23 protein-coding genes and 2 pseudogenes are annotated in these 25,356 nt (G+C 67.6%); 15 read left to right on the top strand and 10 right to left on the bottom strand.

The window, feature by feature from the left end; all coding sequences use genetic code 11:
- Positions 1-28: 28 nt before the first annotated feature.
- Both SL103_RS30530 and SL103_RS30525 read right to left on the bottom strand, forming a co-directional pair.
- A complete protein-coding gene (locus SL103_RS30530) occupies positions 29-301 on the bottom strand; it encodes a hypothetical protein (protein ID WP_164492914.1) in 273 nt (90 codons plus the stop codon).
- Between the two features lie 302 nt (positions 302-603).
- The gene (locus SL103_RS30525; protein WP_069572190.1) at positions 604-2,277 is read right to left on the bottom strand and encodes a fumarate hydratase; all 1,674 of its coding nucleotides are present in this window, start codon (positions 2,275-2,277) and stop codon (positions 604-606) included.
- 271 nt (positions 2,278-2,548) lie between these two features.
- Here SL103_RS30525 and SL103_RS30520 point away from each other — a divergent pair.
- Both SL103_RS30520 and SL103_RS30515 read left to right on the top strand, forming a co-directional pair.
- A pseudogene (locus SL103_RS30520) lies at positions 2,549-3,220 on the top strand (DUF1707 SHOCT-like domain-containing protein); the annotation flags it as partial.
- 359 nt (positions 3,221-3,579) lie between these two features.
- Positions 3,580-3,939, top strand: coding sequence for a WhiB family transcriptional regulator (locus tag SL103_RS30515; protein ID WP_033266155.1), 360 nt, complete (start codon positions 3,580-3,582; stop codon positions 3,937-3,939).
- Positions 3,940-4,039: 100 nt separating this feature from the next.
- Here SL103_RS30515 and glpX read toward each other — a convergent pair whose 3' ends face one another.
- Positions 4,040-5,071 (bottom strand): class II fructose-bisphosphatase, encoded by a 1,032-nt coding sequence (gene glpX / locus SL103_RS30510; protein ID WP_069572189.1) that lies wholly within the window; start codon positions 5,069-5,071, stop codon positions 4,040-4,042.
- A gap of 202 nt (positions 5,072-5,273) precedes the next feature.
- Between glpX and SL103_RS30505 the strand changes: the two genes are divergently transcribed.
- On the top strand, positions 5,274-5,810 hold the full coding sequence (locus tag SL103_RS30505) for a DUF4245 domain-containing protein (protein WP_079146057.1): 537 nt from the start codon (positions 5,274-5,276) through the stop codon (positions 5,808-5,810).
- A gap of 111 nt (positions 5,811-5,921) precedes the next feature.
- Here the strand turns inward: SL103_RS30505 and SL103_RS30500 are convergent, their stop codons facing one another.
- The 4 genes from SL103_RS30500 to SL103_RS30485 form a co-directional block, all read right to left on the bottom strand.
- Positions 5,922-6,515: a malonic semialdehyde reductase gene (locus SL103_RS30500; RefSeq protein ID WP_069572187.1), complete on the bottom strand. Its 594-nt coding sequence runs from the start codon at positions 6,513-6,515 to the stop codon at positions 5,922-5,924.
- A gap of 132 nt (positions 6,516-6,647) precedes the next feature.
- Positions 6,648-6,947: an exodeoxyribonuclease VII small subunit gene (locus SL103_RS30495; RefSeq protein ID WP_069572186.1), complete on the bottom strand. Its 300-nt coding sequence runs from the start codon at positions 6,945-6,947 to the stop codon at positions 6,648-6,650.
- A 10-nt stretch (positions 6,948-6,957) separates the two neighbouring features.
- Positions 6,958-8,193: an exodeoxyribonuclease VII large subunit gene (gene xseA, locus SL103_RS30490; RefSeq protein ID WP_069572185.1), complete on the bottom strand. Its 1,236-nt coding sequence runs from the start codon at positions 8,191-8,193 to the stop codon at positions 6,958-6,960.
- A 47-nt stretch (positions 8,194-8,240) separates the two neighbouring features.
- Positions 8,241-9,626, bottom strand: coding sequence for an APC family permease (locus tag SL103_RS30485; protein WP_069572184.1), 1,386 nt, complete (start codon positions 9,624-9,626; stop codon positions 8,241-8,243).
- Positions 9,627-9,710: 84 nt separating this feature from the next.
- Between SL103_RS30485 and SL103_RS30480 the strand changes: the two genes are divergently transcribed.
- Positions 9,711-10,712 (top strand): 4-hydroxy-3-methylbut-2-enyl diphosphate reductase, encoded by a 1,002-nt coding sequence (locus tag SL103_RS30480; RefSeq protein WP_069572183.1) that lies wholly within the window; start codon positions 9,711-9,713, stop codon positions 10,710-10,712.
- A gap of 59 nt (positions 10,713-10,771) precedes the next feature.
- Positions 10,772-11,665, top strand: coding sequence for a polyphosphate--glucose phosphotransferase (gene ppgK, locus SL103_RS30475; protein WP_069572182.1), 894 nt, complete (start codon positions 10,772-10,774; stop codon positions 11,663-11,665).
- A 61-nt stretch (positions 11,666-11,726) separates the two neighbouring features.
- Here ppgK and SL103_RS39465 read toward each other — a convergent pair.
- Positions 11,727-12,017, bottom strand: a pseudogene (locus SL103_RS39465) (DUF6542 domain-containing protein); the annotation flags it as partial.
- Between the two features lie 680 nt (positions 12,018-12,697).
- On the opposite strand from SL103_RS39465, the gene ychF reads away from it, so the two are divergent.
- From ychF to SL103_RS30440, 6 genes are all read left to right on the top strand, one after another.
- Positions 12,698-13,786 carry a redox-regulated ATPase YchF gene (ychF, locus tag SL103_RS30470; RefSeq protein ID WP_069572181.1) on the top strand — a complete coding sequence of 363 codons (1,089 nt, stop codon included), beginning with the start codon at positions 12,698-12,700 and terminating at the stop codon, positions 13,784-13,786.
- Positions 13,787-14,117: 331 nt separating this feature from the next.
- On the top strand, positions 14,118-14,309 hold the full coding sequence (locus tag SL103_RS30465) for a hypothetical protein (protein WP_069572180.1): 192 nt from the start codon (positions 14,118-14,120) through the stop codon (positions 14,307-14,309).
- Positions 14,293-14,838: a DUF6879 family protein gene (locus tag SL103_RS30460; protein WP_069572179.1), complete on the top strand. Its 546-nt coding sequence runs from the start codon at positions 14,293-14,295 to the stop codon at positions 14,836-14,838. Before SL103_RS30465 ends, SL103_RS30460 begins: the two co-directional genes overlap by 17 nt.
- On the top strand, positions 14,835-15,665 hold the full coding sequence (locus SL103_RS30455) for a helix-turn-helix domain-containing protein (RefSeq protein ID WP_069572178.1): 831 nt from the start codon (positions 14,835-14,837) through the stop codon (positions 15,663-15,665). Before SL103_RS30460 ends, SL103_RS30455 begins: the two co-directional genes overlap by 4 nt.
- 61 nt (positions 15,666-15,726) lie before the next feature.
- Positions 15,727-15,930, top strand: coding sequence for a hypothetical protein (locus SL103_RS30450; RefSeq protein WP_069572177.1), 204 nt, complete (start codon positions 15,727-15,729; stop codon positions 15,928-15,930).
- Between the two features lie 338 nt (positions 15,931-16,268).
- The gene (locus tag SL103_RS30440; protein ID WP_069572175.1) at positions 16,269-16,559 is read left to right on the top strand and encodes a hypothetical protein; all 291 of its coding nucleotides are present in this window, start codon (positions 16,269-16,271) and stop codon (positions 16,557-16,559) included.
- On the opposite strand, the gene SL103_RS30435 is transcribed toward SL103_RS30440, so the two are convergent.
- Positions 16,552-16,824: a hypothetical protein gene (locus SL103_RS30435; protein ID WP_069572174.1), complete on the bottom strand. Its 273-nt coding sequence runs from the start codon at positions 16,822-16,824 to the stop codon at positions 16,552-16,554. The genes SL103_RS30440 and SL103_RS30435 overlap by 8 nt on opposite strands.
- A gap of 243 nt (positions 16,825-17,067) precedes the next feature.
- Complete coding sequence (locus SL103_RS38105) at positions 17,068-17,442, bottom strand: hypothetical protein (protein ID WP_069572173.1); 375 nt, start codon at positions 17,440-17,442, stop codon at positions 17,068-17,070.
- Between the two features lie 369 nt (positions 17,443-17,811).
- Between SL103_RS38105 and SL103_RS30425 the strand changes: the two genes are divergently transcribed.
- The 4 genes from SL103_RS30425 to SL103_RS30415 are packed head-to-tail and all read left to right on the top strand — an operon-like array spanning position 17,812 to position 25,268.
- Positions 17,812-20,247: a type I restriction-modification system subunit M gene (locus tag SL103_RS30425; protein WP_208869997.1), complete on the top strand. Its 2,436-nt coding sequence runs from the start codon at positions 17,812-17,814 to the stop codon at positions 20,245-20,247.
- Positions 20,244-21,455 (top strand): restriction endonuclease subunit S, encoded by a 1,212-nt coding sequence (locus SL103_RS36570; protein WP_079146055.1) that lies wholly within the window; start codon positions 20,244-20,246, stop codon positions 21,453-21,455. The genes SL103_RS30425 and SL103_RS36570 overlap by 4 nt, the downstream gene beginning before the upstream one ends.
- Positions 21,452-24,559, top strand: coding sequence for a type I restriction endonuclease subunit R (locus SL103_RS30420; protein WP_069572172.1), 3,108 nt, complete (start codon positions 21,452-21,454; stop codon positions 24,557-24,559). The genes SL103_RS36570 and SL103_RS30420 overlap by 4 nt, the downstream gene beginning before the upstream one ends.
- Positions 24,546-25,268, top strand: a complete 723-nt coding sequence (locus SL103_RS30415) for a M48 family metallopeptidase (RefSeq protein ID WP_069572171.1) — start codon at positions 24,546-24,548, stop codon at positions 25,266-25,268. Before SL103_RS30420 ends, SL103_RS30415 begins: the two co-directional genes overlap by 14 nt.
- Positions 25,269-25,356: the final 88 nt, after the last annotated feature.

The raw sequence follows: 25,356 nt of genomic DNA, 5'->3' as shown, positions 1-25,356 counted from the left end.
TTTCAGGTATCAGTCTTGTTCGAGCCGGTTACCCGAAGGGGCTGGCCTCCGCGCTGCCGCGGCTGGCAGTGGCGCCGGAATGGCGGTGCCCCTTCGCGAAAGCCTGCTGGATTGCGCTGTCCGTCTCGTGGTAGGCGCGCGCCGTCACTTGCAGACCTTCCCGGATGGCATCGGTGACAGCGGCTATCTGAGAAATGCCGAACTCCCATGCGCTCTTGAATTCCGCCCCTGCCTGGTCGATCTGGCCGTTGCCGAGGTCGCCGACGGTCGCGCTGCGCAAATCGCCGCCAGCATGTTTCATCGACTCCGTGCAGCGATCCAAGCGTGTTGACAAGGAGCCTAATTCCTCGACGTCTACCGAGAAATCCCCCGAACCGGCCACCGTCGGTCCCCCTCACTCGCGAACCATCCTTGATCATTACGCTCATCGACCGTAACGCGGCGTAATTCTCCTGGCCAGCGATTTTACGGGAGCTTGATGCGCCGGCGGATTTTCGGCCGTACGGCTGGCTGAAATGCGCCCACCGCAAGGAATGCGGAAAAGACCGACGGCCACCACCCGCGTCGTGCGGATGATGGCCGTGGCGTGGTGCCGGTGGGGAATTACGCTCCCTGGCGCACCGGAATGCTCGTGAACGTCGGGGCCGGGGCCGGGTCCTGGAAGAAGTCGTTGCCCTTGTCGTCGACGACGATGAAGGCGGGGAAGTCCTCGACCTCGATCTTCCAGACGGCTTCCATGCCGAGTTCCTCGTATTCGAGGACCTCGACCTTCTTGATGCAGTCCTGGGCCAGGCGGGCCGCGGGGCCGCCGATGGAGCCGAGGTAGAAGCCGCCGTGGGCGGCGCAGGCGTCGGTGACCTGCTGGGAGCGATTGCCCTTGGCCAGCATGATCTTGGAGCCGCCGGCGGCCTGGAACTGCTCGACGTAGGCGTCCATCCGGCCCGCGGTCGTCGGGCCGAAGGAGCCGGAGGCGTAGCCCTCGGGGGTCTTGGCCGGGCCCGCGTAGTAGACCGGGTGGTTCTTGAGGTACTCCGGCATCTCCTCGCCGGCGTCCAGGCGCTCCTTGATCTTCGCGTGCGCGATGTCACGGGCGACGACCAGCGTGCCGGTGAGGGAGAGGCGGGTCTTGACCGGGTGCTTGGTCAGCTCGGCGAGGACCGCGTCCATGGGGCGGTTGAGGTCGATGGCGACCGCGTCGAGGTCCGGGCCCGCGCCCTCGGTCAGCTCCTCCTCCGTGGTCTCCGGCAGGAAGCGCGCCGGGTCGGTCTCCAGCTGCTCGAGGAAGACGCCCTCGGCGGTGATCTTCGCGACGGCCTGGCGGTCGGCCGAGCAGGAGACGGCGATGGCGACCGGGCAGGACGCGCCGTGCCGGGGCAGGCGGACCACGCGGACGTCGTGGCAGAAGTACTTGCCGCCGAACTGGGCGCCGATGCCGATCTTCTGCGTCAGCTCGAAGACCTTGTCCTCCAGCTCCTTGTCGCGGAAGCCGTGGCCCGTGGGGGAGCCCTCGGCGGGCAGCTCGTCGAGGTAGTGCGCGGAGGCGTACTTGGCGGTCTTGAGGGCGTACTCGGCCGACGTGCCGCCGACGACGATGGCCAGGTGGTACGGCGGGCAGGCGGCCGTACCGAGCGAGCGGATCTTCTGCTCCAGGAACTTCATCATGGAGGTCTCGTTGAGGACCGCCTTGGTCTCCTGGAAGAGGAACGACTTGTTGGCGCTGCCGCCGCCCTTGGCCATGAAGAGGAACTTGTACGCGCCGCCGTCGGTCGCGTACAGCTCGATCTGCGCCGGGAGGTTGGAGCCGGTGTTCTTCTCGTCCCACATCGTCAGCGGGGCCATCTGCGAGTAGCGCAGGTTCAGCTGGGTGTAGGCGTCGTAGATGCCGCGGGAGAGCGCTTCCTCGTCGCCGCCGGCGGTGAGCACGTTCTGGCCGCGCTTGCCCATCACGATCGCGGTGCCGGTGTCCTGGCACATGGGCAGCACGCCCGCCGCCGCGATGTTGGCGTTCTTCAGCAGGTCGAGGGCGACGAAGCGGTCGTTGCCGCTGGCCTCGGGGTCGTCCAGGATCTTGCGGAGCTGGGCGAGGTGGGCCGGGCGCAGGTAGTGCGAGATGTCGTGCATCGCCTCGGCGGCCAGCTTGCGCAGCGCCTCCGGCTCGACCTTGAGGAACGTACGGCCGTCGGCCTCGAAGGTGCTCACGCCCTCCGAGGTGACGAGGCGGTACGGGGTGTTGTCCTCACCTACGGGGAGAAGGTCGGTGTAGGCGAATTCCGGCATTGAAGGTCATTCCTTACTCGGAGAGGTCCGGCTGACATCTGCGGCAGCGCTTGAACAGCGTAGAACCCTGGCGCGCGGACGTGGCTGTGAGGTAAGGCTCAGTCGGCGTGCGGGCCGGCCGCGGCGGCGGGTGCGATCCGGGCCGGCGCCGCCCCGGGGTCCGCCCGCACCCCCGCACGACAGGCCCTAGTCGCGATCTATCGCGTTTCGGTACGCTGGGGCGGTGGATGCAGACAACGGGGGACGAGTGGGTCCCGAGACGCCGCATGCGGTGAATCTGACCAAGGCCGAGACCAGGCCGGTGACCAGGCCCGCGGGCGCGCCCGTGGCCGAGGCGGACATCCGGGCGTCCGACGCGGACCGCGACCGGATCGCCGAGATCCTCCGGGAGGCGCTGGCGGAGGGCCGGCTGGATCCCGAGGAGCACGCCGAGCGGATCGACACGGTCTACCGCGCCAAGACCATGGGCGAACTGGAGCACGTCGTACGCGACCTGCCCGCCGCGGGCGGTGGCCGTACCCGGCCGGAGTCGGAGGCGTACGCGTTCGGGCCCGGTGTGCCGCCGGCCGACCAGAACCTCGTCGCGATCTTCAGCGCCTCGGTCCGCAAGGGCCGCTGGCAGGTCCCCGCGCGGATCAACGCGGTGGCCGTCTTCGGCACCGTCGAGATCGATCTGACCGAGGCGGTCTTCCCGCAGCAGCAGGTCCAGATCAACGTCACCTCGATCTTCGGCAGCGTGGACATCCGGGTGCCGGAGAACATCACGGTGCGCAGCAGCGGTTCCGGCGTGCTGGGCAGCTTCGAGGTCACGACCAACGAGGCGCCGGACGGCGACGCCCCGCAGGTCCTGGTCAACGGCTACGCCGTCCTGGGTAGCGTGGACGCCCGGCCCAAGCGCGGCGCCTGGGTCCGCGACCTGCGCGGGCGGCTGCGCGAGGGCCACCGGGAGCTGCGCCACCAGCTGCGCGACGAGCACCGCGAACACCACCAGCGGTTGCGCGAGGAGCACCGCGAACGCCACCAGCGGATGCGCGAGGAGCGGCAGGAGTGGCACGAGCGACTGCGGGCCGAACGGCGCGAGCGCCGGGACCGCTTCCGCAGGGGGCGGGACGACTGAGCGCGTTCTTCGCCTTGTCGCGATGTCGGGTTTCCGCACGATCGCCACGGAGTGCATAAGCGTGCGCACAGCGGGTAGGGCTGGTGCATCGTCTCTCGTACGGCTGCGGGGTGCGGAAAAAGGCCGTGCGCAGCGAGACGGGCAAGGGTGATTTCTCTCGCCGAAGCCGTCGTCAGGAGTAGACCGTGCTGCTACCGCATCAGCCCCTGCAGGATGCCGCTGTCGTTCCGTCCCCGCGAGTGCCTGCACGCGACGAAGCCGGTCCCTGGCATTCGGAGGCGGTGTGCCGACGGGACGAAGCCGGGCTGTTCTTCGCCCCGTCCAAGGAGCCGACCGCCGCGCGGCTGGCCAGGGAGGAAGCGGCGAAGCGGGTCTGTGCCCGCTGCCCCGTGATGGTCGAGTGCCGGGAGCACGCGCTGCTCCAGCCGGAGCCGTACGGCGTCTGGGGCGGCCTGACCGCGGCCGAACGGCGGGTCGTGCTGACCCGCCGACGGCGGCGCGAGGCCGAGCTCCAGCGCGCGGCCCATATGCCCGCGGCGGGCTGACGGCACTCCGATCCCCGCGGCCCATGGGCCACTTCGCCCCCGCCGGAGACTCTCCGACGGGGGCGAAGTGCGTGCCCGGGACGGGCGCCGCCAGGCGCCGCTAGCTGGGGCGCTCGAAGTCCACCGAGCTGTACGCGCGCAGCTTCGACAGCCGGTGCTGGGAGTCGATCTGCCGGATCGTGCCGGACTTGGAGCGCATCACCAGGGACTGGGTGTAGGCGGTCTCGGCGCGGTAGCGCACGCCGCGCAGCAGCTCGCCGTCGGTGATGCCGGTGGCGACGAAGAAGACGTTGTCGCTGCGGACCAGGTCGTCGATCTGGAGCACCTTGTCCAGGTCGTGCCCGGCGTCCAGCGCGCGCTGCCGCTCCTCGTCGTCCTTCGGCCACAGCTTGGCCTGCAGCGTGCCGCCCAGACACTTCATCGCGCAGGCGGTGATGATGCCCTCGGGGGTACCGCCGATGCCCAGCAGCAGGTCGACGCCGGTGCCCTCGCGGGCCGCCATGATCGCGCCGGCGACGTCGCCGTCGGAGATGAACTTGATCCGGGCACCGGCCTCCCGGACCTCCTTGACCAGGCCCTCGTGGCGCGGCCGGTCCAGGATGACCACGGTGACGTCCTCGACCGCGGACTTCTTGGCCTTGGCGATCCGCTTGATGTTGACCGCCACCGGCGCCGTGATGTCGACGAAGTCCGCCGCCTCCGGCCCGGTCGCCAGCTTGTCCATGTAGAACACCGCGGACGGGTCGAACATCGCGCCGCGCTCGGCGACCGCCATCACGGAGACGGCGTTCGCCATGCCCTTGGCGGTCAGCGTCGTGCCGTCCACCGGGTCCACGGCCACATCGCACTCCGGGCCGGTCCCGTCGCCGACCCGCTCACCGTTGTAGAGCATCGGGGCGTGGTCCTTCTCGCCCTCCCCGATGACCACGACGCCGTTCATCGAGACGGTGTGGATCAGGGCGCGCATGGCCTTGACCGCCGCGCCGTCCGCGCCGTTCTTGTCGCCTCGGCCCACCCAGCGGCCCGACGCCATGGCACCGGCCTCGGTCACCCGGACGAGTTCCAGGGCGAGGTTGCGGTCCGGGGCCTCGGGGCTGACCTCGAGTTGGGACGGGAGATGATGCTCGGTCATCGAGCGCACCTTTCTGTACGGCGACGGCCGCGAAGGATGAGGGTAGGTCCGACCTTATCTGCCGACCGCCAAAATGAGCAGAGGGCCCTTCGCATGAGCGGACGAATGCGGCCACGATCCTTCGTTTGCACGGGTGACGGCCGTCACCAGGGGGCCTGTCGGAGTCGCCGCGGGCATGGGGGACGATAGGGACGTGGCAGGTATGCGAGGCAGGCAAACGGTGCGGGACATGGTCCTGTCGCTGGCGGTGATCGGCGCCCTGGTCGGGGCGATCTACATCTTCATCCCGCACGACGACAGCGCCGACGCGGAGAAGAGCGCCGTCAAGACGGTCGACTACCGCGTCGAGGTCATCACGGCCCGGCGGGCGGCGCCCTACGCCGTCGCGGCACCGGAGGGGCTGCCGAAGACCTGGCGCGCCACGTCGGTCTCGTACAAGGCGAGCGACGACGGCAAGGGCGGTGCCTGGCACCTGGGCATGCTCGACCCCGAGCAGGAGTACGCGTCCGTCGAGCAGAGCGACGCGCCCGCGCGCAAGTTCATCCGTGAGGTCACGCTCGGCGCCACCAAGGTCGAGGGCAAGCAGGCCGTCGGCAGCAAGAAGTGGGACCGCTACAAGGGTGACCGGTACCGGGCGCTGGTCCGCGAGGAGTCGGGCGTGACCACGGTCGTCACCGGTACCGCGCCGTACGGGCGGCTCGCGGATCTGGCGGCCGCGCTGGTGGCCAAGAAGGGCTGACCGGGCGCGGCCCGCGGCCGTACGCACGACGGCCCGCGCGCCCGCACCGACGACGAGGCCGCCGCACCCGGGAGGGGTGCGGCGGCCTCGTCGTCGTGCGGGGGTGCCTGCTCAGACGGTGGTGACGGCGTCGTCGAAGGTCAGCCGCGGCGAGCGCGGGAAGAAGGCGTCGGCGCCCGGCTTGCCGATGTTGACGACCATGAACGACTTCTGCTTGCCGTCGCCGAAGAACTCCTTGTCCACGCCGGTGAAGTCGAAGCCGGTCATCGGGCCGGCGGCCAGCCCGGCGGCGCGGACGCCGACGATGAAGTAGCCGGCCTGCAGGGTGGCGTTCTGGGTGCCGGCGACCTCGCGGACGGCGGCCTCGGAGAAGAAGCTGTCCTTGATGCCCGGGGCGTGCGGGAAGAGCTCCGGCAGCTTCTCGTGGAAGTCCAGGTCCACGGAGAGGATCGCGGTCAGCGGGGCGGTCAGGGTCTTCGGGCCGTTGGCGCCCATGGCGTGGTTGACCAGGCGCTGACGGGCTTCCTCGGAACGGACCAGGGTGATCCGCAGCGGGGACTGGTTGAAGGCGGTCGGGCCGAACTTCACCAGGTCGTAGACCGCCTGGACCTGCTCGTCCGTCACCGGCTCGTCCGTGAACGTGTTGGCGGTCTGGGCCTCGCGGAACAGCAGGTCCTGAGCGGCGGCGTCAAGGGCGAGAGACATAAGGGCACCTCGGTGAATCGGATCGGTTCAGGTTCGGTCCCTACCACTCTAAAGCGGATAGATTAAGATTCAACTAAATCTGTCGGGTTGTGAGCCGATTCACATGTTCCCGATCTTTCGCCGGCCGCCGGCTCAGTCGCCCGCCGGGCCCGCCTCCGCCTCGTCCGGCTCCGCCAGGGCCGCGTCCAGGCGGGCGCGGGCGCCGTCCAGCCAGCGACGGCAGACCTTCGCCAGCGCCTCGCCGCGCTCCCACAGCGCCAGGGACTCCTCCAGCGTCGTGCCGCCCGCCTCCAGGCTGCGGACGACCTCGATCAGCTCGTCCCGCGCCTGCTCGTAGCCGAGCGTGGAGTCCACCGGCGGCACCTGCGCCGGTGCGCCGGCCGCCCCGCCCTGCTCCGCGTCCACCCCGTCGTCCGTCTTCGCCTTCGCCATGTCTCCCACCCTATGCAGGGGGTGTGACAGCGCCCGGGACGCCGTCCACCCGCACCCTGAACTCGCCCTCGGCCACCCGGGCCCGGAGTTCCTCGTCCACACCGACCTCCCGCGGTGAGCGCACCGCCGCCCCGTCCGGCTTCTGCAGCACCGCATAGCCGCGCTCCAGCGTCGCCTTGGGGGAGAGCGCGACCACTCGCGCGAGGGTGTGCACCAGCTCCGAGTCGGCCCGGTCCAGCAGGTGGCCCAGCGTCCGCCGGCCGCGCGCCGCCAGGGCCGCCACCTGCTCCTCGCGCTCCTCGACCATCCGCTGCGGCCGTTGTATGCACGGCCGCTGCAAGGCGCCGGCCAGCCCGCGCTCCTCCCGCTGCAGGAAGCCGTCGATCGCGCGCAGCGCCCGCTCCCGCAGCTGCCGCACCCGCGCCAGCTCCTCGCCCACGTCCGGCACCACCTTCTTCGCCGCGTCCGTCGGCGTCGACGCGCGCAGGTCGGCCACCAGGTCCAGCAGCGGGGTGTCCGGCTCGTGGCCGATCGCCGAGACGACCGGTGTGGCCGCCGCGCCCACGGCCCGCACCAGCTGCTCGTCGGAGAACGGCAGCAGGTCCTCCACGCTGCCGCCGCCGCGCGCCACGATGATCACGTCCACCTCGGGCAGCGCGTCCAGCTCCTGGACCGCCGCGATCACCTGCGGCACCGCGTGCACCCCCTGCACCGGTACGTTGCGCACCGCGAAGCGGACCGCCGGCCAGCGGTGCCGGGCGTTCTCCAGCACGTCGCGCTCGGCGGCGCTGGCCCGGCCGCAGACCAGCCCGATCAGCTGCGGGAGGAACGGCAGCGGCTTCTTGCGCTCCGCCGCGAACAGCCCCTCCGCCGCCAGGGACTTCTTCAACTGCTCCAGCCGGGCGAGGAGTTCACCCACCCCGACCGGCCGGATCTCGGCCGCCCGCAGCGACAGCTGACCGCGCGGCGCGTACCACTCCGGCTTGGCGTGCACCACCACCCGCGCGCCCTCGCTGATCACGTCGGCGACCTTGTCGAAGACCTGGCGGTAGCACGTCACGCTCAGCGAGATGTCGTACGAGGGGTCCCGCAGCGTCAGGAAGACCACCCCCGCGCCGGGCCGCCGCGAGAGCTGGGTGATCTGCCCCTCGACCCACACCGCGCCGAGGCGGTCGATCCACCCGCCGATGAGCCGGGACACCTCGCCGACCGGGATCGGCGTTTCCGGGGACGTTGAGACAGCCATACGAGCGAGAGTAGCGGTGGGCACTGACAGTGCCCGCGGGCTCGCCCTCAGTCCGCTGCCCCCGCCGCCCCGCCGCCGGCCCCGGCCCGCCGCACGTACTGCACCGCCAGCACCACCAGCCCCACCACCAGCCAGATGCCGCCCACCATCTGGGCGGTCGGCGACGCCGCCACGATCACCGCGACCACCACCGCGAGCCCCAGCAGCGGCACCACCACGTGCCGCAGCGGGTCCGGCGCCCCGGCCCCCGCACGGATCCCGAACCAGCCGATCACCGACGCGTGCAGCAGCGCGAACGCGGTCAGCGCCCCCACGTTCACCACCGACGACAGCTGGTCGAGCCCGTCCTCCCGCCGGGCCGCCCACACCGCCGCCACCAGCGTCACTGCCGCCGCCCCCAGCAACGCCCGGCGCGGCACCCCGCTGCCCTCGTCCACCTGCGACATCGCCCCCAGCAGCCGCCGGTCCCGCGCCATCGCGAACAGCAGCCGCCCGGCCGCCGCCTGCCCCGCCAGCGCCGCGAACGCCGCCCCGATCGCCTTGCTCGCCGCCACCAGCTTCTGCAGCCACGCCCCGACCGCCGCGTCCGCCGTCACGTAGAAGGCGTCCCCCTGCTCGCCCGGCCTCGCCGCCAGCTCGGCCGTCGGCACCGGGGTGAGCAGCGCCGCCAGATACGTCTGCACGGCGAACAGCACCCCGGCCACCACCAGGCACGTCAGCACCGCCCGCGCCACCCGCCCCGCCCCTCCCGCGGACTCCTCGGCGAACGAGGCGATCGCGTCGAAGCCCAGATAGGACAGCACCGCCACCGACACCGCCGACAGCACCGCACCCGGCGAGAACGCCCCCTCGCCGGTGAACGGCACCGCCCAGCCCCGCTGCGCCCCGTGCGCGGCGAGCACGCACACCGCCGCCACGACGAAGACCGCCAGCACCACGATCTCCATCGCCAGCACCGCGAAGCCGACCCGCGCCGCGGTCCGCACCCCCCACAGGTTCAGCAGCGTCGTCACCAGCACCGCGAGCGCCGTCCACACCCACGGGTGCACCGACGGCACCAGCGTGTGCAGCGCGATCCCCGAGAACAGGTACGCCACCGCCGGGATCAGCAGGTAGTCCAGCATCGCCATCCAGCCCGCGACGAACCCCGCGCCCCGGCCCAGCCCCACCCGCGCGTACGTGTAGACCGACCCGGCCCGCGGGGCGACCCGCACCATCTGGGCGTACGAGTACGCGGTGAAGGCCATCGCGACCGTCGCGACGACGTAGACCAGGGCGACCGCGCCGTGCGACTTCGCCTGCAGCGTGCCGAAGATGCCGACCGGCGCCATCGGGGCGATGAACAGCAGCCCGTAGACGAGCAGATCCCGGAACGTCAGCGTCCGGCGCAGCGACCCCGCTCCCGCCTCCTCGGCCCGCCGCAGCGACCCCATCCGTGCCTCCTCGGTCAACCGGCCCCAGTCTGGGCCACCGGGCGAGATCTTCCGGGCAGGCGGCACGGCCTTACGATGGACCGCATGACTTCCCGCGACACCCAGCCGTCCGCCCGCAAGGTCCTGCTCGCCGCCCCCCGTGGCTACTGCGCGGGCGTGGACCGCGCCGTGATCGCCGTCGAGAAGGCACTTGAGCAGTACGGCGCCCCCGTCTACGTGCGCCACGAGATCGTGCACAACAAGTACGTCGTCAAGACCCTCGAGAAGAAGGGCGCGATCTTCGTCGACGAGACGGAAGAGGTGCCCGAGGGCAACATCGTCATCTTCTCGGCGCACGGCGTCGCCCCCGTCGTGCACGAGGAGGCCAAGCGCGGCAAGCTCGCCACCATCGACGCGACCTGCCCGCTGGTCACCAAGGTCCACAAGGAAGCCGTCCGGTTCGCCAACGAGGACTACGACATCCTCCTGATCGGCCACGAGGGCCACGAGGAGGTCATCGGCACCAGCGGCGAGGCGCCCGACCACATCACCCTCGTCGACGGCCCCGGCGACGTCGAGAACGTCGAGGTCCGCGACCCCGACAAGGTCGTCTGGCTCTCCCAGACCACCCTTTCCGTCGACGAGACCATGGAGACCGTGGACGCCCTCAAGGGCCGCTTCCCCAACCTCCTCTCGCCGCCCAGCGACGACATCTGCTACGCCACCCAGAACCGCCAGACCGCGGTGAAGCAGATGGGCGCCGAGGCCGACCTGGTCATCGTCGTCGGCTCCAAGAACTCCTCCAACTCCGTCCGGCTGGTCGAGGTGGCGCTCGGCGCCGGCGCGCGCGACGCCCACCTGGTGGACTACGCCGAGGAGATCGACGAGAGCTGGCTGGAGGGCGTCGGCACGGTCGGTGTCACCTCCGGCGCCTCGGTCCCCGAGATCCTCGTCCACGGCGTGCTGGACTGGCTCGCCCAGCGCGGCTACGAGGACGTGGAGACCGTCACCGCCGCCCAGGAGTCCATCGCCTTCTCCCTCCCCAAGGAGCTGCGCCGCGACCTGCGCGCCGAGGCCAGGGCGGCCGGCGGGACGACCGAGGGCTGACCGCCACGGGATTCCGTTTCCCCCGGGCATCCCGGCCCGGGGCCGCCTAGCCTTTTCCCATGAGGGTCTTCGGTGTGGACATCGGCGGATCGGGCATCAAGGGTGCCCCGGTGGATCTGGAGCGGGGCGACCTGACGGAGGAGCGCCACAAGGTACTGACCCCGCACCCGGCCACCCCCGACGCGGTCGCGGACTGCGTCGCGGAGGTCGTGGAGCACTTCGGGTGGTCGGGGCCGGTCGGGGTGACCTTCCCCGGCGTGATCGTCGGCGGGACGGCCCGTACCGCCGCCAATGTCGACAAACGCTGGATCGATACCGACGTCGCCGCGCTGCTCACCGGGCGGCTGGGCGGCGAGGCCGGCGGCTGCCCCGTCACGGTGCTCAACGACGCGGACGCGGCCGGCCTGGCCGAGATGCAGCACGGCGCGGGCCGCGGCCGGTCCGGCACGGTCATCCTCCTGACCTTCGGCACCGGCATCGGCAGCGCCGTCTTCAGCGACGGCCGGCTGCTCCCCAACACCGAGCTGGGCCATCTGGAGCTGAACGGGCACGAGGCCGAGAAGCGCGCGTCCACGAAGGCCAAGGAGGACCACGACCTCAGCTGGGAGCAGTGGGCCCACCGGGTCAAGAAGTACCTCGCCCACGTGGAGATGCTGTTCTCACCCGAGCTGTTCGTGATCGGCGGCGGGGTGTCCCGCAAGGCGGAGAAGTTCCTGCCGCTGATCGAGGGCATCAGGGCCGAGATCGTGCCGGCTCAGCTTCGGAACAACGCGGGGATCGTCGGGGCCGCGATGGCGGCGTACGCCGCTCGGACTGGCGAGCCACCCGGCGCGGACGGTTCCCCGGTCGTGGCCTCGCCTGCTCGGCAGCCTGCGCCGACGCCCCGTCCCGGGGGCCCCGCGTCCCGTCCTGCGGTCGAGTCGCCCCTCGGCTGGCCCGACGCCGGGCGATGACCGCCACCCGCCGGACGAGCGCGATCAGCGCGCAGACCAGCGTGCCCGCGTAGAGCCAGCCGGCGTTCAGCGCGAGGACCGTGAAGACGCCCGTCACCACCCCGCCGAAACCGGCCCCGCCGTGCTGGATCGGCAGCGTGCCCAGCGTGAACGCGATCGGCAGGGTGACCGGCGCGAAGACCAGGTCGTACGGCCGCACCCAGAGCGCCGCGGCCACGCTCACCAGCAGGAAGAAGACGCCGTACGCGCTCTGCACGCCGCCCAGGAGCAGCTGGTCCAGGAAGGCGAACGCCAGCAGCGCCAGCGTCGCCAGCAGCCAGCAGCCGAGTCCGGTGAGCTTGGCGGACGGCATCCTGGCCGGCGTCGCGGCGGACGGGACGGGCACCGGGCCGCGCTGCCCGCGGGCCCGGTAGACGGCCGAGGACTCGGCGCCGTCCGGGAGCGGCGGGGTACGGCGCGGCGCCCGGCCGGCTTCGGCCGCGCGGGTGGGACCGCGGGCGTCCCCGGCCGCCGGGCCGCGGGCCGGCGGACGCACGGCCGCCGGCCCGCGGACGCCCGCCGGCGCGCCGCCGGACACCTGGGCGCCGCCGGAGGTCCGTGCCGCGCCGGATGCCGGTACGGACGCGAACCCGGAGGCCCGCATCGCGGAGAGAAAGGCGTCGTCGGGATCGTCGGCCACGGCCTCCGCGGGGCGCGGGAGCCGGGTGCCCGTGTCCGTGCCCGGGCGTCCGGACCGCGGCGGACCGTGCTGGTGCGTGCGCGTTTCGTATTGCTCCACCCGTCAACGGTAGGTCGCTAAGTGGTATTAACCGGTTACGGGACACGCGCTTTGTTCCGACCTTGGTCCTTCGTTCGCCACCGGGCGGGGGACGCGGGCGCGGGCCCGGGGCGGCTGTCCCCGGTGGCGGCCGTCCGCGGCCGCTCGCCCCGTAGACTGGTGGATCGGCCCTCCCGGGACCGGCATCCGTCACCGGATCCGGTGACGGAGCGGCTGCCCACCCACCACCACCCTTCGGAAGTCGAGTCGCCACCGTGTCGCTCACGATCGGAATCGTCGGTCTGCCGAATGTCGGCAAGTCGACCCTGTTCAACGCCCTGACCAAGAACGACGTGCTGGCGGCCAACTACCCGTTCGCCACCATCGAGCCGAACGTCGGCGTCGTCGGCGTCCCCGACCCCCGCCTCGCCAAGCTCGCCGAGATCTTCTCCTCCCAGAAGGTCCTCCCGGCCACCGTCGACTTCGTCGACATCGCGGGCATCGTCCGGGGCGCCTCGGAGGGCGAGGGCCTGGGCAACAAGTTCCTCGCGAACATCCGTGAGTCCGACGCGATCTGCCAGGTCATCCGCGCCTTCGCGGACGAGAACGTCGTCCACGTCGACGGCAAGGTCTCGCCGAAGGACGACATCGAGACGATCAACACCGAGCTGATCCTCGCCGACCTCCAGACCATCGAGAAGGTCCTGCCGCGCCTCCAGAAGGAGTCGCGGATCAAGAAGGACATCGCCCCCAAGGTCAAGGCGGTCGAGGAGGCCAAGGCCATCCTGGAGAAGGGCGACACCCTCTTCTCCCAGGGCATCGTCCAGGGCTCCGGCAACGAGGAGCTCCTCCACGACCTCCACCTCCTCACCACCAAGCCCTTCCTCTACGTCTTCAACGTCGACGAGGACGAGCTGACCGACGAGGACTTCAAGAACGAGCAGCGCGCGCTGGTCGCCCCCGCCGAGGCGATCTTCCTCAACGCCAAGCTGGAGGCCGACCTCGCCGAGCTCGACGAGGACGAGGCCCTCGAACTCCTCCAGTCCGTCGGCCAGGACGAGCCCGGCCTCGCCACCCTCGCCCACGTCGGCTTCAACACCCTCGGCCTGCAGACGTACCTGACCGCCGGCCCCAAGGAAACCCGCGCCTGGACCATCAAGAAGGGCGCCACCGCCCCCGAGGCCGCCGGTGTCATCCACACCGACTTCCAGAAGGGCTTCATCAAGGCCGAGGTCATCTCCTTCGACGACCTCGTCGAAACCGGCTCGGTCACCGACGCCCGCGCAGCCGGCAAGGCCCGCATGGAGGGCAAGGAATATGTGATGCAGGACGGGGACGTGGTGGAGTTCCGGTTCAACGTGTAGTGCCTGAGTCCTTGATCGGCTGACGTGGCTGGTCAGGGCATGAATCCCCAGGTCAGGGGCCAGATCATCGGGTCTGGCCCCTTCCTGTTTTCTCCTGCGGATTCAGGCTGTTTCCGGGTCGTGTGCTGACTTGGGGCTGACCCTGGCGGCAACTCTCAGAAGCTCTGACCTGGGGCTCCGGTGGGGGAGCGGAGGGCAGCTGAAGGGATTGACCCGGACGAAGCGACGGCGGACCGGTTTCCCGTTCTGGAAACCCGAACCTCTTGTTGTGCAGGTCGTCGGCTGGGAACGATGAACGGGACACCGGAGCACGGGAACGAGGGGGCACCGTATGAGGCTGACGAAGCTGGCCACGACCTGTGAAAACGGAGACTGTCCCACCCTGTACGCGACCGACAAGGGAACCCTGATCGTGCAGGGAGGCGTGCCGACGGGACACGGCCTCGACGTGCCCGAGGGCGAAGCCCTGGTGGAAATCCCGATGGACCTCATCCGGAAGGCAATCCGTGATCAGCGCATCTAATGACCTGGCTGCCCGCTTCTCCACCTTCCAGGAGGAGGCGTTCCGGCTGGAGACCCTCGACGACTACAGCAACTCGGGCAACCCCGCCGCCTTCCGCGCCTTCCTCGCGGGCGAGCCCAAGCCCGCGGACTACAACGCGGGCTGGTTGGAGACCGTGCGCACAGCGACGGAGAGCGGTAAGCGCATGGTGCGCGTCCACGTCCTGTCCCGTCCGCTCACGCCGTACCTCCGCTACGAGCTGAGCTGGGGCTACCAGACGAACATGATGGCGGGCGAGGAGTTCCACATCCTCGACACGACCGACCGCCCGAATCCGCTGGAGGGTGTGCCCGATTTCTGGCTCTTCGACGGCCGCGAGCCTGTGGTGCTCAACTACGACGAGAACGGCGCGTTCACCGGGCCGACGTTCGTCCCGGCACCGGGGGCGCTGCCCACGGGCGAGCAGTCCGAGTACGCGACGTATCGAAGCGTCGCCCTGGCCATGTCGGTGCCGTTCACCGAATGGTGGGGGAAGCACGGAGCAGCGTGAATCAGGCAGAACTCGGCGCCGCGCTGCGGGCGCTGCGGCAGGCGTCCGGCAAGGAGGCCAAGGCCGTCGCCCGCAGCGCAGTCATGTCGACCGCCAAGCTGTCGAAGATCGAGAACGGCCGTGTCGCCCCGGCGACGGCGGACGTGGAACGCATCCTCACGGTCTTGGACGTGTCCCCGGAGATCAAGGCCGAGTACCTTGCCGTAGCCCGTGCACAGGCCACAGAGGCGACCGCATGGCGCCTGTTCCGGCGCATGGGCTATCACAAGAAGCAGGAGCAGATCAGGGCGCTGGAGTCCTCGATGGCGCTCCTGCGCCTCTTCCAGCCGTCCCTCGTTCCTGGCCTGCTCCAGACGCCTGAGTACATCCGGGCCGTGCTGGAGCCGAAGGGCCTCACGGAAGCACAGCTCTTCCGTACGGTCTCCGCCCGGATCGACCGGCAACGCGTCCTGTACGACACCAGCAAGGTGCTCCGATTCGTGGTGACGGAACCCGTCCTGCGCTGGCGTCTCCTCCCGCCCGCGATGATGGCGGGCCAGCTGGACCGCATCGTGTCGGTGTCCCGCCTGCCGAACGTGGACGTGCGCGTGGTCCCCCTCGACGCGCCGCAGCGCGACGTGCCCGGTCACTCCTTCGTCATCCGGGACGACCGTGTGGTGACGGTCGAGACGACACACGCCGAGGTGGTCGTCACCGACCCACGGGACGTCTCCCTGTACGTCGAGAAGTTCGACCGCTTCGCCTCCGTGTCCATTACCGGGGACGCAATGCGCGACCTAGTCGAGGGCATCCGGGACGCGTTCTTGCGCGAACGGGAAACGCCCTAGCTTCGGCCCCTCGGACCGGCTGACCATGGCCTTCTCGACGAGATGCGGGGAGGCATACGAGATGCACGGAGAATCGTCGACGCTGCCGGAGCCGGTGGCTTCTTCCCTACCGCCGGCACGGCCGGAACCCGTCCCGGGCTGCCGGGACTGCCTCGGCCTCGCGGTACAACGGGCCAACGCCGGGTCGGTCTGGGACTACTCCAAGGTGTCCGACATGAACGTGACCCTGCGCGCACACCTGCGGGACGCGCACGGGGGCGAGTAATGCCCCGCGCTGTGCTGCGGTACGTCACGCATCGGATTACCCAGCACCCAGACACCGACGTGACGTTCGAGGCCGAGTGCCTCCGCTGCGACTGGTCGGCGACGCCTTCCGAGGACGGGGCGGCCGTGGACATCGAGTGCATGGGGCACACGGGACGCACCGACCACGAGGGATTCAGGCGGGTGTGCACGTCGTTCGCTCTGGTGGTGCGGGCGGGGTGACGGCGACCCGAGCGTCCCTTGCTTCAGTTGCCGTCAGACGCGCTGGAGGCGACGCCGACGGCCCCAGCACGCGACACAGACGCGGGCCTCCGTATGAGATTGAACAGGACGAAACCCATGGCGAAGCGTTCCGAGCCGAAGAAGACGATGACCAAGGAGGAGTGGATCGAACAACAGCTGGCCAATGCCCCGGATCCGACGGCCGAGGGTGCCTGGTGGGTGCTCAACAGGTTCGGCTTCCCGACGGAACAGGTGGAGGCGGCCTACCAGGCGATGCTGCGGGAGAAGGAGGAACGCGCCGCAAGGCGCACAGCTGGAGCCCTGAGCTTCATCGCGACTCCAAGGCTCCGCGCCACTCGGCGAGCCGGTCAGCCTGCCTGGCTCACGAGTCGGGCTGTGTTCAGCTGAGCGGGGATGCGCAGGCCATGAACGGCCCGGCCGCCCGGCTCCATGTTTCTCCCCTGGCGAGTGCTGCCGCGCCTTCCGTGCGCAGCGACGTGACCACGGGGGTCAGGAAGTCCGTACGCCAATGCTGCACGGCCTCCGGCTTCATGCTGCTCGCCTCGACCGAGGCCCCCACCCTGGCTTCGAGTACGGCCGCGCCCTGCGCCGCGTCGTCCCCGGTCCACTCGTCCACGTGCTCGGCCACCAGGGCCCACGTCAGCTTGATCATGCGCGGATCGTACGGACGGTGGCGGGCGGCGTGAAGAGCCAGAGGTGCGAGCGGGGGTGGGGGTACGACCCCCGAAGGGGCCCGTCGTCGGCCGCCGCGTCTTAGCAGCTCGGGTTCTGCCACGGTTCCAGGGGCGACGGGGCAGCTGTGGCGCTCCCTCCGGCGGCGATAGAAGGCGCAGGTCAGCGGCGATCCAACCGTTCTGCAGGGCATCCGTCGGCACTGCACAGGAATGAGAAGGGCTCAGGCCGCGACTTCGCCGGGGTCCTCGTCCTCGTCTTCCGAGGAGCCGCCCCGCTCGTAACCCGACACGTCGATCTCGCGGCCGTCTGCGAGCCGTCTCTTGTGCGGGGCAACGTTGTGCTTGGTGGGCGGGTTCCGCTGCTCCTTCTCCTCTGCAGAGTCGGCGGCCGACCCGGTGTCCTGGGACTCCTCGGTGATGTTCTGTTCCTCGGCATGCCTAGCGGCCAGGACGGCGACGGCCAGAGCCGCGCTGCCGACCGTGCCGGCCACGGCGAGGATCTTCGGCTTGTGCTTGCTGACCCAGCCCTTCGCCTTGGCGAAAGAGGTGGGCTCGCCGTCATCGAGGATGGGGTCGCTGGGCGTGGAGTCAGTCACGGGCACAGATCTACCGGACCCGTCCCTCGCCTGTCAGGCAATCACCCGACATCGCCCGATCAGGTTCCGTGGCGCTCGTACGTCTTCGAGTCTTCGCGAAGGTGCATCCTCTGGCCGCCGCAGCGGATTGCCGTCCTCGTTCTGTGGCCCGCCCGCCGGACAGCTCTGCTTGGCGTCGGCCGCGAGGTGCCTCTCTTCCCATACAGGTCAGCTCGGCCGCTCTCTCTACTACGCTTCCTGCGTGGACTCGGCTGCCGCTTGCGTGGAACACGCATCGGCGGTTGGGAACGGCCGCGCGACGTGCGTCACGCCGCAGGCATCAGGGTTGGCGGCTCGCGCGACCGCCATGACATACCGGGAAGAAGAGCCTTGGCCCTCAAGAAAACAGACCTCTACAGCTCGCTCTGGAAGAGCTGCGACGAGCTGCGCGGCGGGATGGACGCCGGCCAGTACAAGGACTACATCCTCACGCTGCTCTTCGTGAAGTACGTCTCCGACAAGGCCAAGGCCGACCCCGACAGTCTCATCGACGTACCGCCCGGCGGTTCCTTCGACGACATGGTCGCCGCCAAGGGCGACAAGGAGATCGGCGACCGCTTCAACAAGATCATCAGTCGGCTGGCCGAAGCGAACGACCTGCGTAACGTCATCGACCTCGCCGACTTCAACGACGAGGAGAAGCTCGGCAAGGGCAAAGAGATCCAGGACCGGCTGTCCAAGCTGGTCACGATCTTCAGCGACCTCGACTTCAGAGGCTCCCGAGCCGAGGGCGACGACCTCCTCGGTGACGCTTACGAGTACCTGATGCGCCACTTCGCCACGGAGTCCGGCAAGAGTAAGGGCCAGTTCTATACCCCCGCCGAGGTATCCCGCGTGCTGGCCAAGGTAGTCGGCATCACCAAGGACACCCGCCAGGACCAGACGGTCTACGACCCCACCTGCGGCTCCGGCTCACTCCTCCTGAAGGTCGCAGACGAGACCTCACGCGGCATCTCGATCTACGGCCAGGAGAAGGACAACGCCACCTGGGCACTGTCCAAGATGAACATGATCCTGCACGGGTATGCGGCGGAACACGTGATCCTCAAGGGCGACACAATCACCAGCCCTCAGTTCACCAGCGGGAACGTGCTCCAGACCTTCGACTTCGCGGTGGCCAACCCGCCGTTTTCGCTCAAGTCCTGGAGTAACGGTCTGGAGCTGGAGTACGGCCGTTTTGAGTACGGTCGGCCGCCGGAGAAGAACGGCGACTACGCCTTCCTCCTGCACATCCTCAAGTCGCTCAAGAGCACGGGCAAGGCGGCGGTCATCCTCCCGCACGGAGTGCTCTTCCGCGGTAACGCCGAAGCCGACATCCGCCAGCGCCTGCTGAAGCAGGGGTTCATCAAGGGCATCATCGGCCTCCCCTCGAACCTCTTCTACGGGACCGGCATCCCCGCCTGCATCATCGTGCTCGACAAGGAGAACGCCGCTGGCCGCACCGGCGTCTTCATGATCGATGCGTCCAAGGGCTTCATCAAGGACGGCAACAAGAACCGCCTCCGCAGCCAGGACATTCACAAGATCGTCGACGTCTTCACGAAGCAGACCACGATCGACTGCTACTCGCGCATGGTCCTGCTGTCGGAGATCGCTGACCCGAAGAACGACTACAACCTCAACATCCCCCGCTACATCGACTCCTCCGAACCCGAGGACATCCAGGACCTTCACGCACACCTGCACGGCGGCATCCCGGACCGCGATCTCGACGCGCTCAACGGCTACTGGGATGCCTTCCCGAAGCTGCGAGATCAGCTGTTCCAGCCGAACCGGCCTGGCTATAGCGACCTCACCATCGATGTCAGCAAGGTTCAGCAGGCGGTCCTTGATTCCCCCGAGTTCCAGAAGTTCACCCAAGAGGCTCGGGAGATCATTACTGAGTGGTTCGCCGCCCATCGCAAGAAACTCGAAGAGATCGACGAAACCACTCGGCCGAATGGCCTCATCGCCGCCCTCGGTGACGACCTGCTGGCCCGTTTCAAGCCAGTACCTCTGCTGGACGAGTACGACGTCTACGAGCAGCTCATGACGTACTGGCACGACGCCATGCACGATGACGTCTTCATGGTCATGAACGACGGCTGGCTCGAAGCCGCCAAGCCCCGCAAGATCGTGGTGGACAAGGACCGAAAGCTCTCCGAGACTCCCGATCTCGTGGTGGGTACGGGCCGCAGCGCCGAGAAGTACAAGATGGACCTCCTCCCGCCGAATCTGATCGTTGAGCGCTACTTCGCCAAGGAACGCGCTGAGGTCGATGAGCTCATGTCGGTATCGGAGGAAGCGAGTCGCCTGGTCGAGGAGTACGTCGAGGAGCACGCCGTTGAGGGCGGGCTCCTGGCGGAAGCGATGGACGGCGAAAAGATCAACAAGGCACTCGCTTCGGCCCGTCTGAAAAAGGCGCGACACGAGGGTGCGGATGCAGACGAGGTGGCTGTTCTGTCGCATCTGATCAAGCTCTACAACGCGGAGGCGGTGGCCAAGAAGGAATTCAAAGAAGCGGAAGCTGCACTCAACCTCGCAACGCTGAAGAAGTATGGCGACCTCACTGAGCGAGACGTGCGGACGCTCGTATTGGACGACAAGTGGGCAGCCGTAATCCGTGACCGCGTCACCGGCGAGATCAACGCATCCACGGTTGCACTCGTCTCGCGTATCCAACAGCTCGGCGGACGCTACGCAGAGACAGTTGGATCTCTCGATGCCGAGCTTGAGAAGCTCGAAGCTAAGATTGCTGCGAACTTGGCTGAGATGGGGGTTCAGTGAATTCATGGGGTACGGCGACGATCGGATCGGTCTGTCTTACTTACAGTGGTGGCACGCCGTCAACTGCGCGTCTGGATTACTACGGCGGTGATATCCCATGGATTGTGTCGGCGGACTTGAATAAAGGTCGCATCTTGTCTGTCAAGGGTCGCATCACCCGCCTCGGGCTGGAGAGGTCTTCGGCAAAGCTTGTCGATCCGGGAACTCCATTGATTGCACTTTACGGAGCGACTGCTGGGGTTCCTGCACTGACCTATGTTGGCGGCGCTATCAACCAGGCAGTGCTTGCCATGGTCCCACGACGCATCGCCGCTGAGTTTCTGTACCAGTGGCTCAGGGCGAACCGTGATCAGATCATTGATCGATACACTCAGGGCGGCCAACCTAACCTCAGCGGAGCGATTGTTCGGAGCATTGAGCTACCGCTGCCACCCGTATCGGAGCAGCATCGGATTTCTGCGGCACTTAGAGACGTAGACGATCTGATCGCTGCATTGGAGCGGATGATCGCCAAAAAGTTGGCGATTAAGCAAGGCTTGCTGCAGAAGCTTTTGGCTGACGAGGCTAGCCTCTCCGTCTGGCCTCGTTCCCGCCTGTCTGGCCTTATTGATGGACTGGAAGCAGGGATCAGCGTTCGATCGTCTGAACAGGCTGCTCATGGAATTGCTGTGCTGAAGACATCGGCTGTTAACGGTGGGCGGTTCGATCCAACCGAAGCCAAGCCGGTAATTTCCCAGGACGTCGATCGGGTGCGTTGTAACCCTGTAGCGGGAAGCCTGATTATCAGTCGAATGAACACGCCGAATCTGGTTGGCGAAGTTGGGTATGTTGAGCGCGACTGCGCCAACTTGTACCTCCCTGATCGGCTTTGGCTGGCCCGTCCCAAACGAGGCAAGGGTCAGCAAGTAAATATGCGCTGGCTTGGCTACTATCTGAGCTCGGAATTTGGGTCATCCGCGGTGCGTGGGCTTGCTACAGGAACCAGCGGTAGCATGAAGAATATTCCCAAAGATAAACTCTTGGCCCTCGAAGTGCCCACGCCACCGCCTCATGAGCAAGACAAAATTGCCGATACAGTGCGCGCTGTAGATTGCGCGATTGACCTTCTTCGTGACCGTCTAGTCAAGGCGCGAGACGTCAAACAGGGCATGCTGCAGCAGCTCTTGACTGGCCGTGTCCGCCTTCTTGCTAAGGGAATCGAAACATGAGCGATGTCGGGCAAGTGGAGCGCGAGGCGCAGAAGCGCGTTGTCCAGCTTTTTAAGGAGCAATTGGGGTACCGCTACCCCGGCAGCTGGGAATACCGCACGGGTAACTCGAACATCGAGGTCGAGCTGCTGGAATTAAACCTGCGCGGCCGTGGCTATGACGACACTCTCGTCAGTAAGGCGATCGACCAGCTGGCGAAGGCTGCCGCGCTCGGCGGCGGTCGTGACCTGTACGAGGCGAACCGCGCCGTCTATGAGTTGCTGCGCTACGGGGTCAAGGTCAAGTCGGGAGCCGGCGAGCGGTACGAGACCGTCTGGCTCATCGACTGGAGCGACCCGCAGGCCAACGACTTCGTCGTCGTCGAGGAGGTGACGATCGTCGGGCGGCAAACAAAGCGGCCAGACATCGTGCTCTACGTCAACGGCCTCGCCCTGGTGACTTTGGAACTCAAACGCTCGCGGGTGGCTGTGAGCGAGGGCATTCGGCAGACCATCGGAAATCAGCGGCCCGATTTCATCCGGCCGTTCTTCTCCACGGTTCAACTCGTGCTCGCCGGAAATGACGTCGAAGGGCTGCGCTACGGAGTCATCGACACCCCTGAGAAGTACTGGCTGGAGTGGAGGGAGGAGGAAGAGGAGGAGAGGTCTGCTGCCGAGGGTCCGCTGGACCGCTCCCTGCTCCAACTCTGCGGCAAGGGGCGGCTCTTGGAGTTGATCCACGACTTCACCGTATTCGACTCCGGCGTCCGCAAGGCGTGCCGTCACAACCAGTACTTTGGTGTGAAGAAGGCGCAGGAACGCATCAGCCGTCGCGAGGGCGGCATCATCTGGCACACCCAGGGGTCGGGCAAGTCGCTCACGATGGTGTGGCTGGCGAAGTGGATCCGTGAGAACCAGAAAGACCCACGCGTCCTCCTCATCACCGACCGCGAAGAGTTGGATGAGCAGATCGAGAAGGTCTTCAACGGCGTCAACGAGAAGATCTACCGCACCAAGACTGGCGCGGATCTCCTAGACACCCTGAACAAGTCCACCGAGTGGCTTATCTGCTCCCTCGTGCACAAGTTCCGCAGCTCTGCGGGCAAGGGGGACGACGAGAAGGCGCAGGACGAGTTCATCGAGGAGCTCAAGGCTAACGTCCCGAAGGACTTCAAGGCCAAGGGCAACTTGTTCGTCTTCATCGACGAGGCCCACCGCACCCAGTCTGGCAAGATGCATGCCGCAATGAAGAGCCTGCTGCCCGGTGCGATGTTCATTGGCTTCACGGGAACGCCCCTGCTCAAGGTGGACAAGGCCACGAGCATGGAGACCTTTGGTACTTTCATCCACGAGTACAGGTTCGACGAGGCCATCAAGGACGGCGTCGTACTTGATCTCAGCTATGAGGCACGCGCGATCGACCAGCGGCTCACCTCTGCCGCGCACGTCGACAAGTGGTTCGCGGCCAAGACCAAGGGCATGACAGACCTGTCCAAGGCGGAGCTGAAGAAGCGCTGGGGGACGATGCAGAAGGTCGTCTCCTCTGAGCCCCGGGCAATGCAGATCGTCCAGGACATCCTGATGGACATGGAGACCAAGGACCGTCTGAAAGACGGCCGTGGAAACGCCATGCTGGTCGGTGACAGCGTCTACCAGGCATGCAAGTTCTACGAGCTGTTCTCCAAGGCGGGATTCGACGGCAAGTGCGCCATTGTCACCAGCTATAAGCCGAGTCCTGGAGACATCTCCAAGGAGGACTCCGGTGCCGGCCACACGGAAAACCTCCGGAAGTACGAGATCTACCGGAAGATGTTGGCTGCCCACTTCAACGAACCTGAAGACGTGGCGATGACGAAGGTCAAGGAGTTCGAGAAGGAGGTCAAGCGGCAGTTCGTAGAGGAGCCCGGCCGCATGCGCCTCCTCATCGTCGTCGATAAACTTCTGACCGGCTTCGACGCGCCGAGCGCCACGTACCTCTACATCGACAAGAAGATGCGGGACCACGGGTTGTTCCAGGCCATCTGCCGCGTCAACCGACTCGACGGTGACGACAAGCAGTACGGCTACATCGTCGACTACCGAGACCTGTTCAACTCCCTCCAAGGTGCCATCACCGACTACACGTCCGGGATGTTCGACGGTTACGAGCGGCAGGACGTCGAGGGCCTGCTGAGCAACCGTATCGACAAGGGGCGAAAGGACCTCGACGAGGCCCTGGAACAAATCCGCGCGCTGTGCGAGCCGGTCGCGCCACCCCGGAACACGCTCCAGTACCAGCAGTACTTCTGCGCCGCTGAGCAGGGCAACGCCGCACAGCTCAAGGCCAATGAACCCAAGCGCGTCAAGCTGTACAAGGCCGTCGCAGCGGTGACGCGAGCCTTCGCCAACCTGGCGAACGACATGGAGGACGCCAAGTACTCGGCGGAGGAGATCGAGGACATCCGCAAGGAGGTCCGCCACTACGTCGACGCCCGGGCCGAAGTGAAGCTCGGCGCAGGCGAGGAAGTCGACTTCAAGCAGTACGAGGCAGGCATGCGCTTTCTCCTGGACACCTACATCCAGGCAGACGCGTCCAGGACCGTGTCCGACTTCGAGGACACCGGACTCATCCAGCTCATCGTTGAGCTGGGCGCCGGAGCCGTCGACAAACTACCGACCGGCATCAAGAGCAACCCCGATGCCGTTGCCGCGACCATCACCAACAACATGCGCAAGGTGATCGTCGAGGAGCATGCGACAAACCCGAAGTACTTCGACGAGATGTCTCAGCTGCTCGACGCCATAATCGAGGAGCGCCGCAACGGAGCCATCGAGTACGAGGAGTACCTCGCCAAGCTATTGGAGGCGGCGGCGGAACTCGGCGGGAAGAACGCGGGCGATGCCGCACGGTACCCGAAGTGGGCGGACAACGGTGCACGCAGAGCGCTATGTGACTTCTTCCCCGACGATGAGCAGCTTGCTGTTCAGGTCGACCTCGCCGTGCTGCACAACAAGCCCCACGACTGGGCAGGGAGCCCGCTCAAGGAACGAAAGCTGCGCATCGCGGTCAAGCGTGCGCTGCCCGACGGCTTCGACCGGCTCGACGAGCTCTTCGAATTGGTGAAAGCAAGGCATGAGTACCACTAGCACCCGGATTACCGTCCTCGGCATCGATGTCCAGGTGGACTTCAAGGACATCAAGAACCTGCACATCGGTGTCTATCCGCCGGGGGGACGTGTCCGGGTGGCGGCACCCCAGCGGATGGATGACGACCAGGTCAGGCTGGCCGTCATCCAGCGGCTGCCATGGATCAGGAGGCAACAGGACGAGCTGAGATCGGCTCGACGGCAGTCCGTACGGGAGATGGTCGGCGGAGAGTCCCACTACATCTGGGGCGTGAGGCGACGCCTGAAGGTCGTCGAACGCCCCGGACGCCCGCATGTGGAGATCGACGGAGACCGACTCGTCCTGTACGCGCTTCCTGACACCGACGAGCAGCGCCGCCGAGACCTGCTCGACCAGTGGTGCCGAGAGCAGCTCCGACGCGCCATCCCCCCGCTCATCGAGCAGTGGGAGGCGAAGCTGGGCGTCTCAGTGCCCTGGTGGGGCATCCGCCGGATGAAGACCAAATGGGGCTCGTGCAACCAGGAGACCGGCCGCCTGTGGTTCAACTCTGAGCTGGCCAAGAAACACCCGAACTCCCTTGAGTACGTCATCGTCCACGAGATGACCCACTTCCTCGAACGCGGGCACGGCCCGCGCTTTGCCCGGCTGATGGACAGCTTCCTGCCGGACTGGCGCAGTCGTCGCAACGATTTGGACGCGGCACCGCTCGCTGACGAGCTATGGACGTGACGTGACGTGCCGCGCTGGCGGCCGAGCCGATCGTGGACGCACGTCCGGCGCCCGAGAACAGCGAGTGACGTTCATCAGGTATCCGAGT

The organism is Streptomyces lydicus (genome assembly GCF_001729485.1).
Taxonomy (GTDB): domain Bacteria; phylum Actinomycetota; class Actinomycetes; order Streptomycetales; family Streptomycetaceae; genus Streptomyces; species Streptomyces lydicus_D.
Note: the sequence above shows the minus strand (reverse complement) of the source record. Positions and strands in the feature narration are given on the sequence as shown.

Excerpts from the sequence above, each read along its gene's own strand:
- SL103_RS30530 (WP_164492914.1), bottom strand. The coding sequence starts at position 301 with ATGAAACATGCTGGCGGCGATTTGCGCAGCGCGACCGTCGGCGACCTC.
- SL103_RS30525 (WP_069572190.1), bottom strand. The coding sequence starts at position 2,277 with ATGCCGGAATTCGCCTACACCGACCTTCTCCCCGTAGGTGAGGACAAC.
- glpX (WP_069572189.1), bottom strand. The coding sequence starts at position 5,071 with ATGACCGAGCATCATCTCCCGTCCCAACTCGAGGTCAGCCCCGAGGCC.
- SL103_RS30505 (WP_079146057.1), top strand. The coding sequence starts at position 5,274 with ATGCGAGGCAGGCAAACGGTGCGGGACATGGTCCTGTCGCTGGCGGTG.
- SL103_RS30500 (WP_069572187.1), bottom strand. The coding sequence starts at position 6,515 with ATGTCTCTCGCCCTTGACGCCGCCGCTCAGGACCTGCTGTTCCGCGAG.
- SL103_RS30495 (WP_069572186.1), bottom strand. The coding sequence starts at position 6,947 with ATGGCGAAGGCGAAGACGGACGACGGGGTGGACGCGGAGCAGGGCGGG.
- xseA (WP_069572185.1), bottom strand. The coding sequence starts at position 8,193 with ATGGCTGTCTCAACGTCCCCGGAAACGCCGATCCCGGTCGGCGAGGTG.
- SL103_RS30485 (WP_069572184.1), bottom strand. The coding sequence starts at position 9,626 with ATGGGGTCGCTGCGGCGGGCCGAGGAGGCGGGAGCGGGGTCGCTGCGC.
- SL103_RS30480 (WP_069572183.1), top strand. The coding sequence starts at position 9,711 with ATGACTTCCCGCGACACCCAGCCGTCCGCCCGCAAGGTCCTGCTCGCC.
- ppgK (WP_069572182.1), top strand. The coding sequence starts at position 10,772 with ATGAGGGTCTTCGGTGTGGACATCGGCGGATCGGGCATCAAGGGTGCC.
- SL103_RS30465 (WP_069572180.1), top strand. The coding sequence starts at position 14,118 with ATGAGGCTGACGAAGCTGGCCACGACCTGTGAAAACGGAGACTGTCCC.
- SL103_RS30450 (WP_069572177.1), top strand. The coding sequence starts at position 15,727 with ATGCACGGAGAATCGTCGACGCTGCCGGAGCCGGTGGCTTCTTCCCTA.
- SL103_RS30440 (WP_069572175.1), top strand. The coding sequence starts at position 16,269 with ATGGCGAAGCGTTCCGAGCCGAAGAAGACGATGACCAAGGAGGAGTGG.
- SL103_RS30435 (WP_069572174.1), bottom strand. The coding sequence starts at position 16,824 with ATGATCAAGCTGACGTGGGCCCTGGTGGCCGAGCACGTGGACGAGTGG.
- SL103_RS30420 (WP_069572172.1), top strand. The coding sequence starts at position 21,452 with ATGAGCGATGTCGGGCAAGTGGAGCGCGAGGCGCAGAAGCGCGTTGTC.
- SL103_RS30415 (WP_069572171.1), top strand. The coding sequence starts at position 24,546 with ATGAGTACCACTAGCACCCGGATTACCGTCCTCGGCATCGATGTCCAG.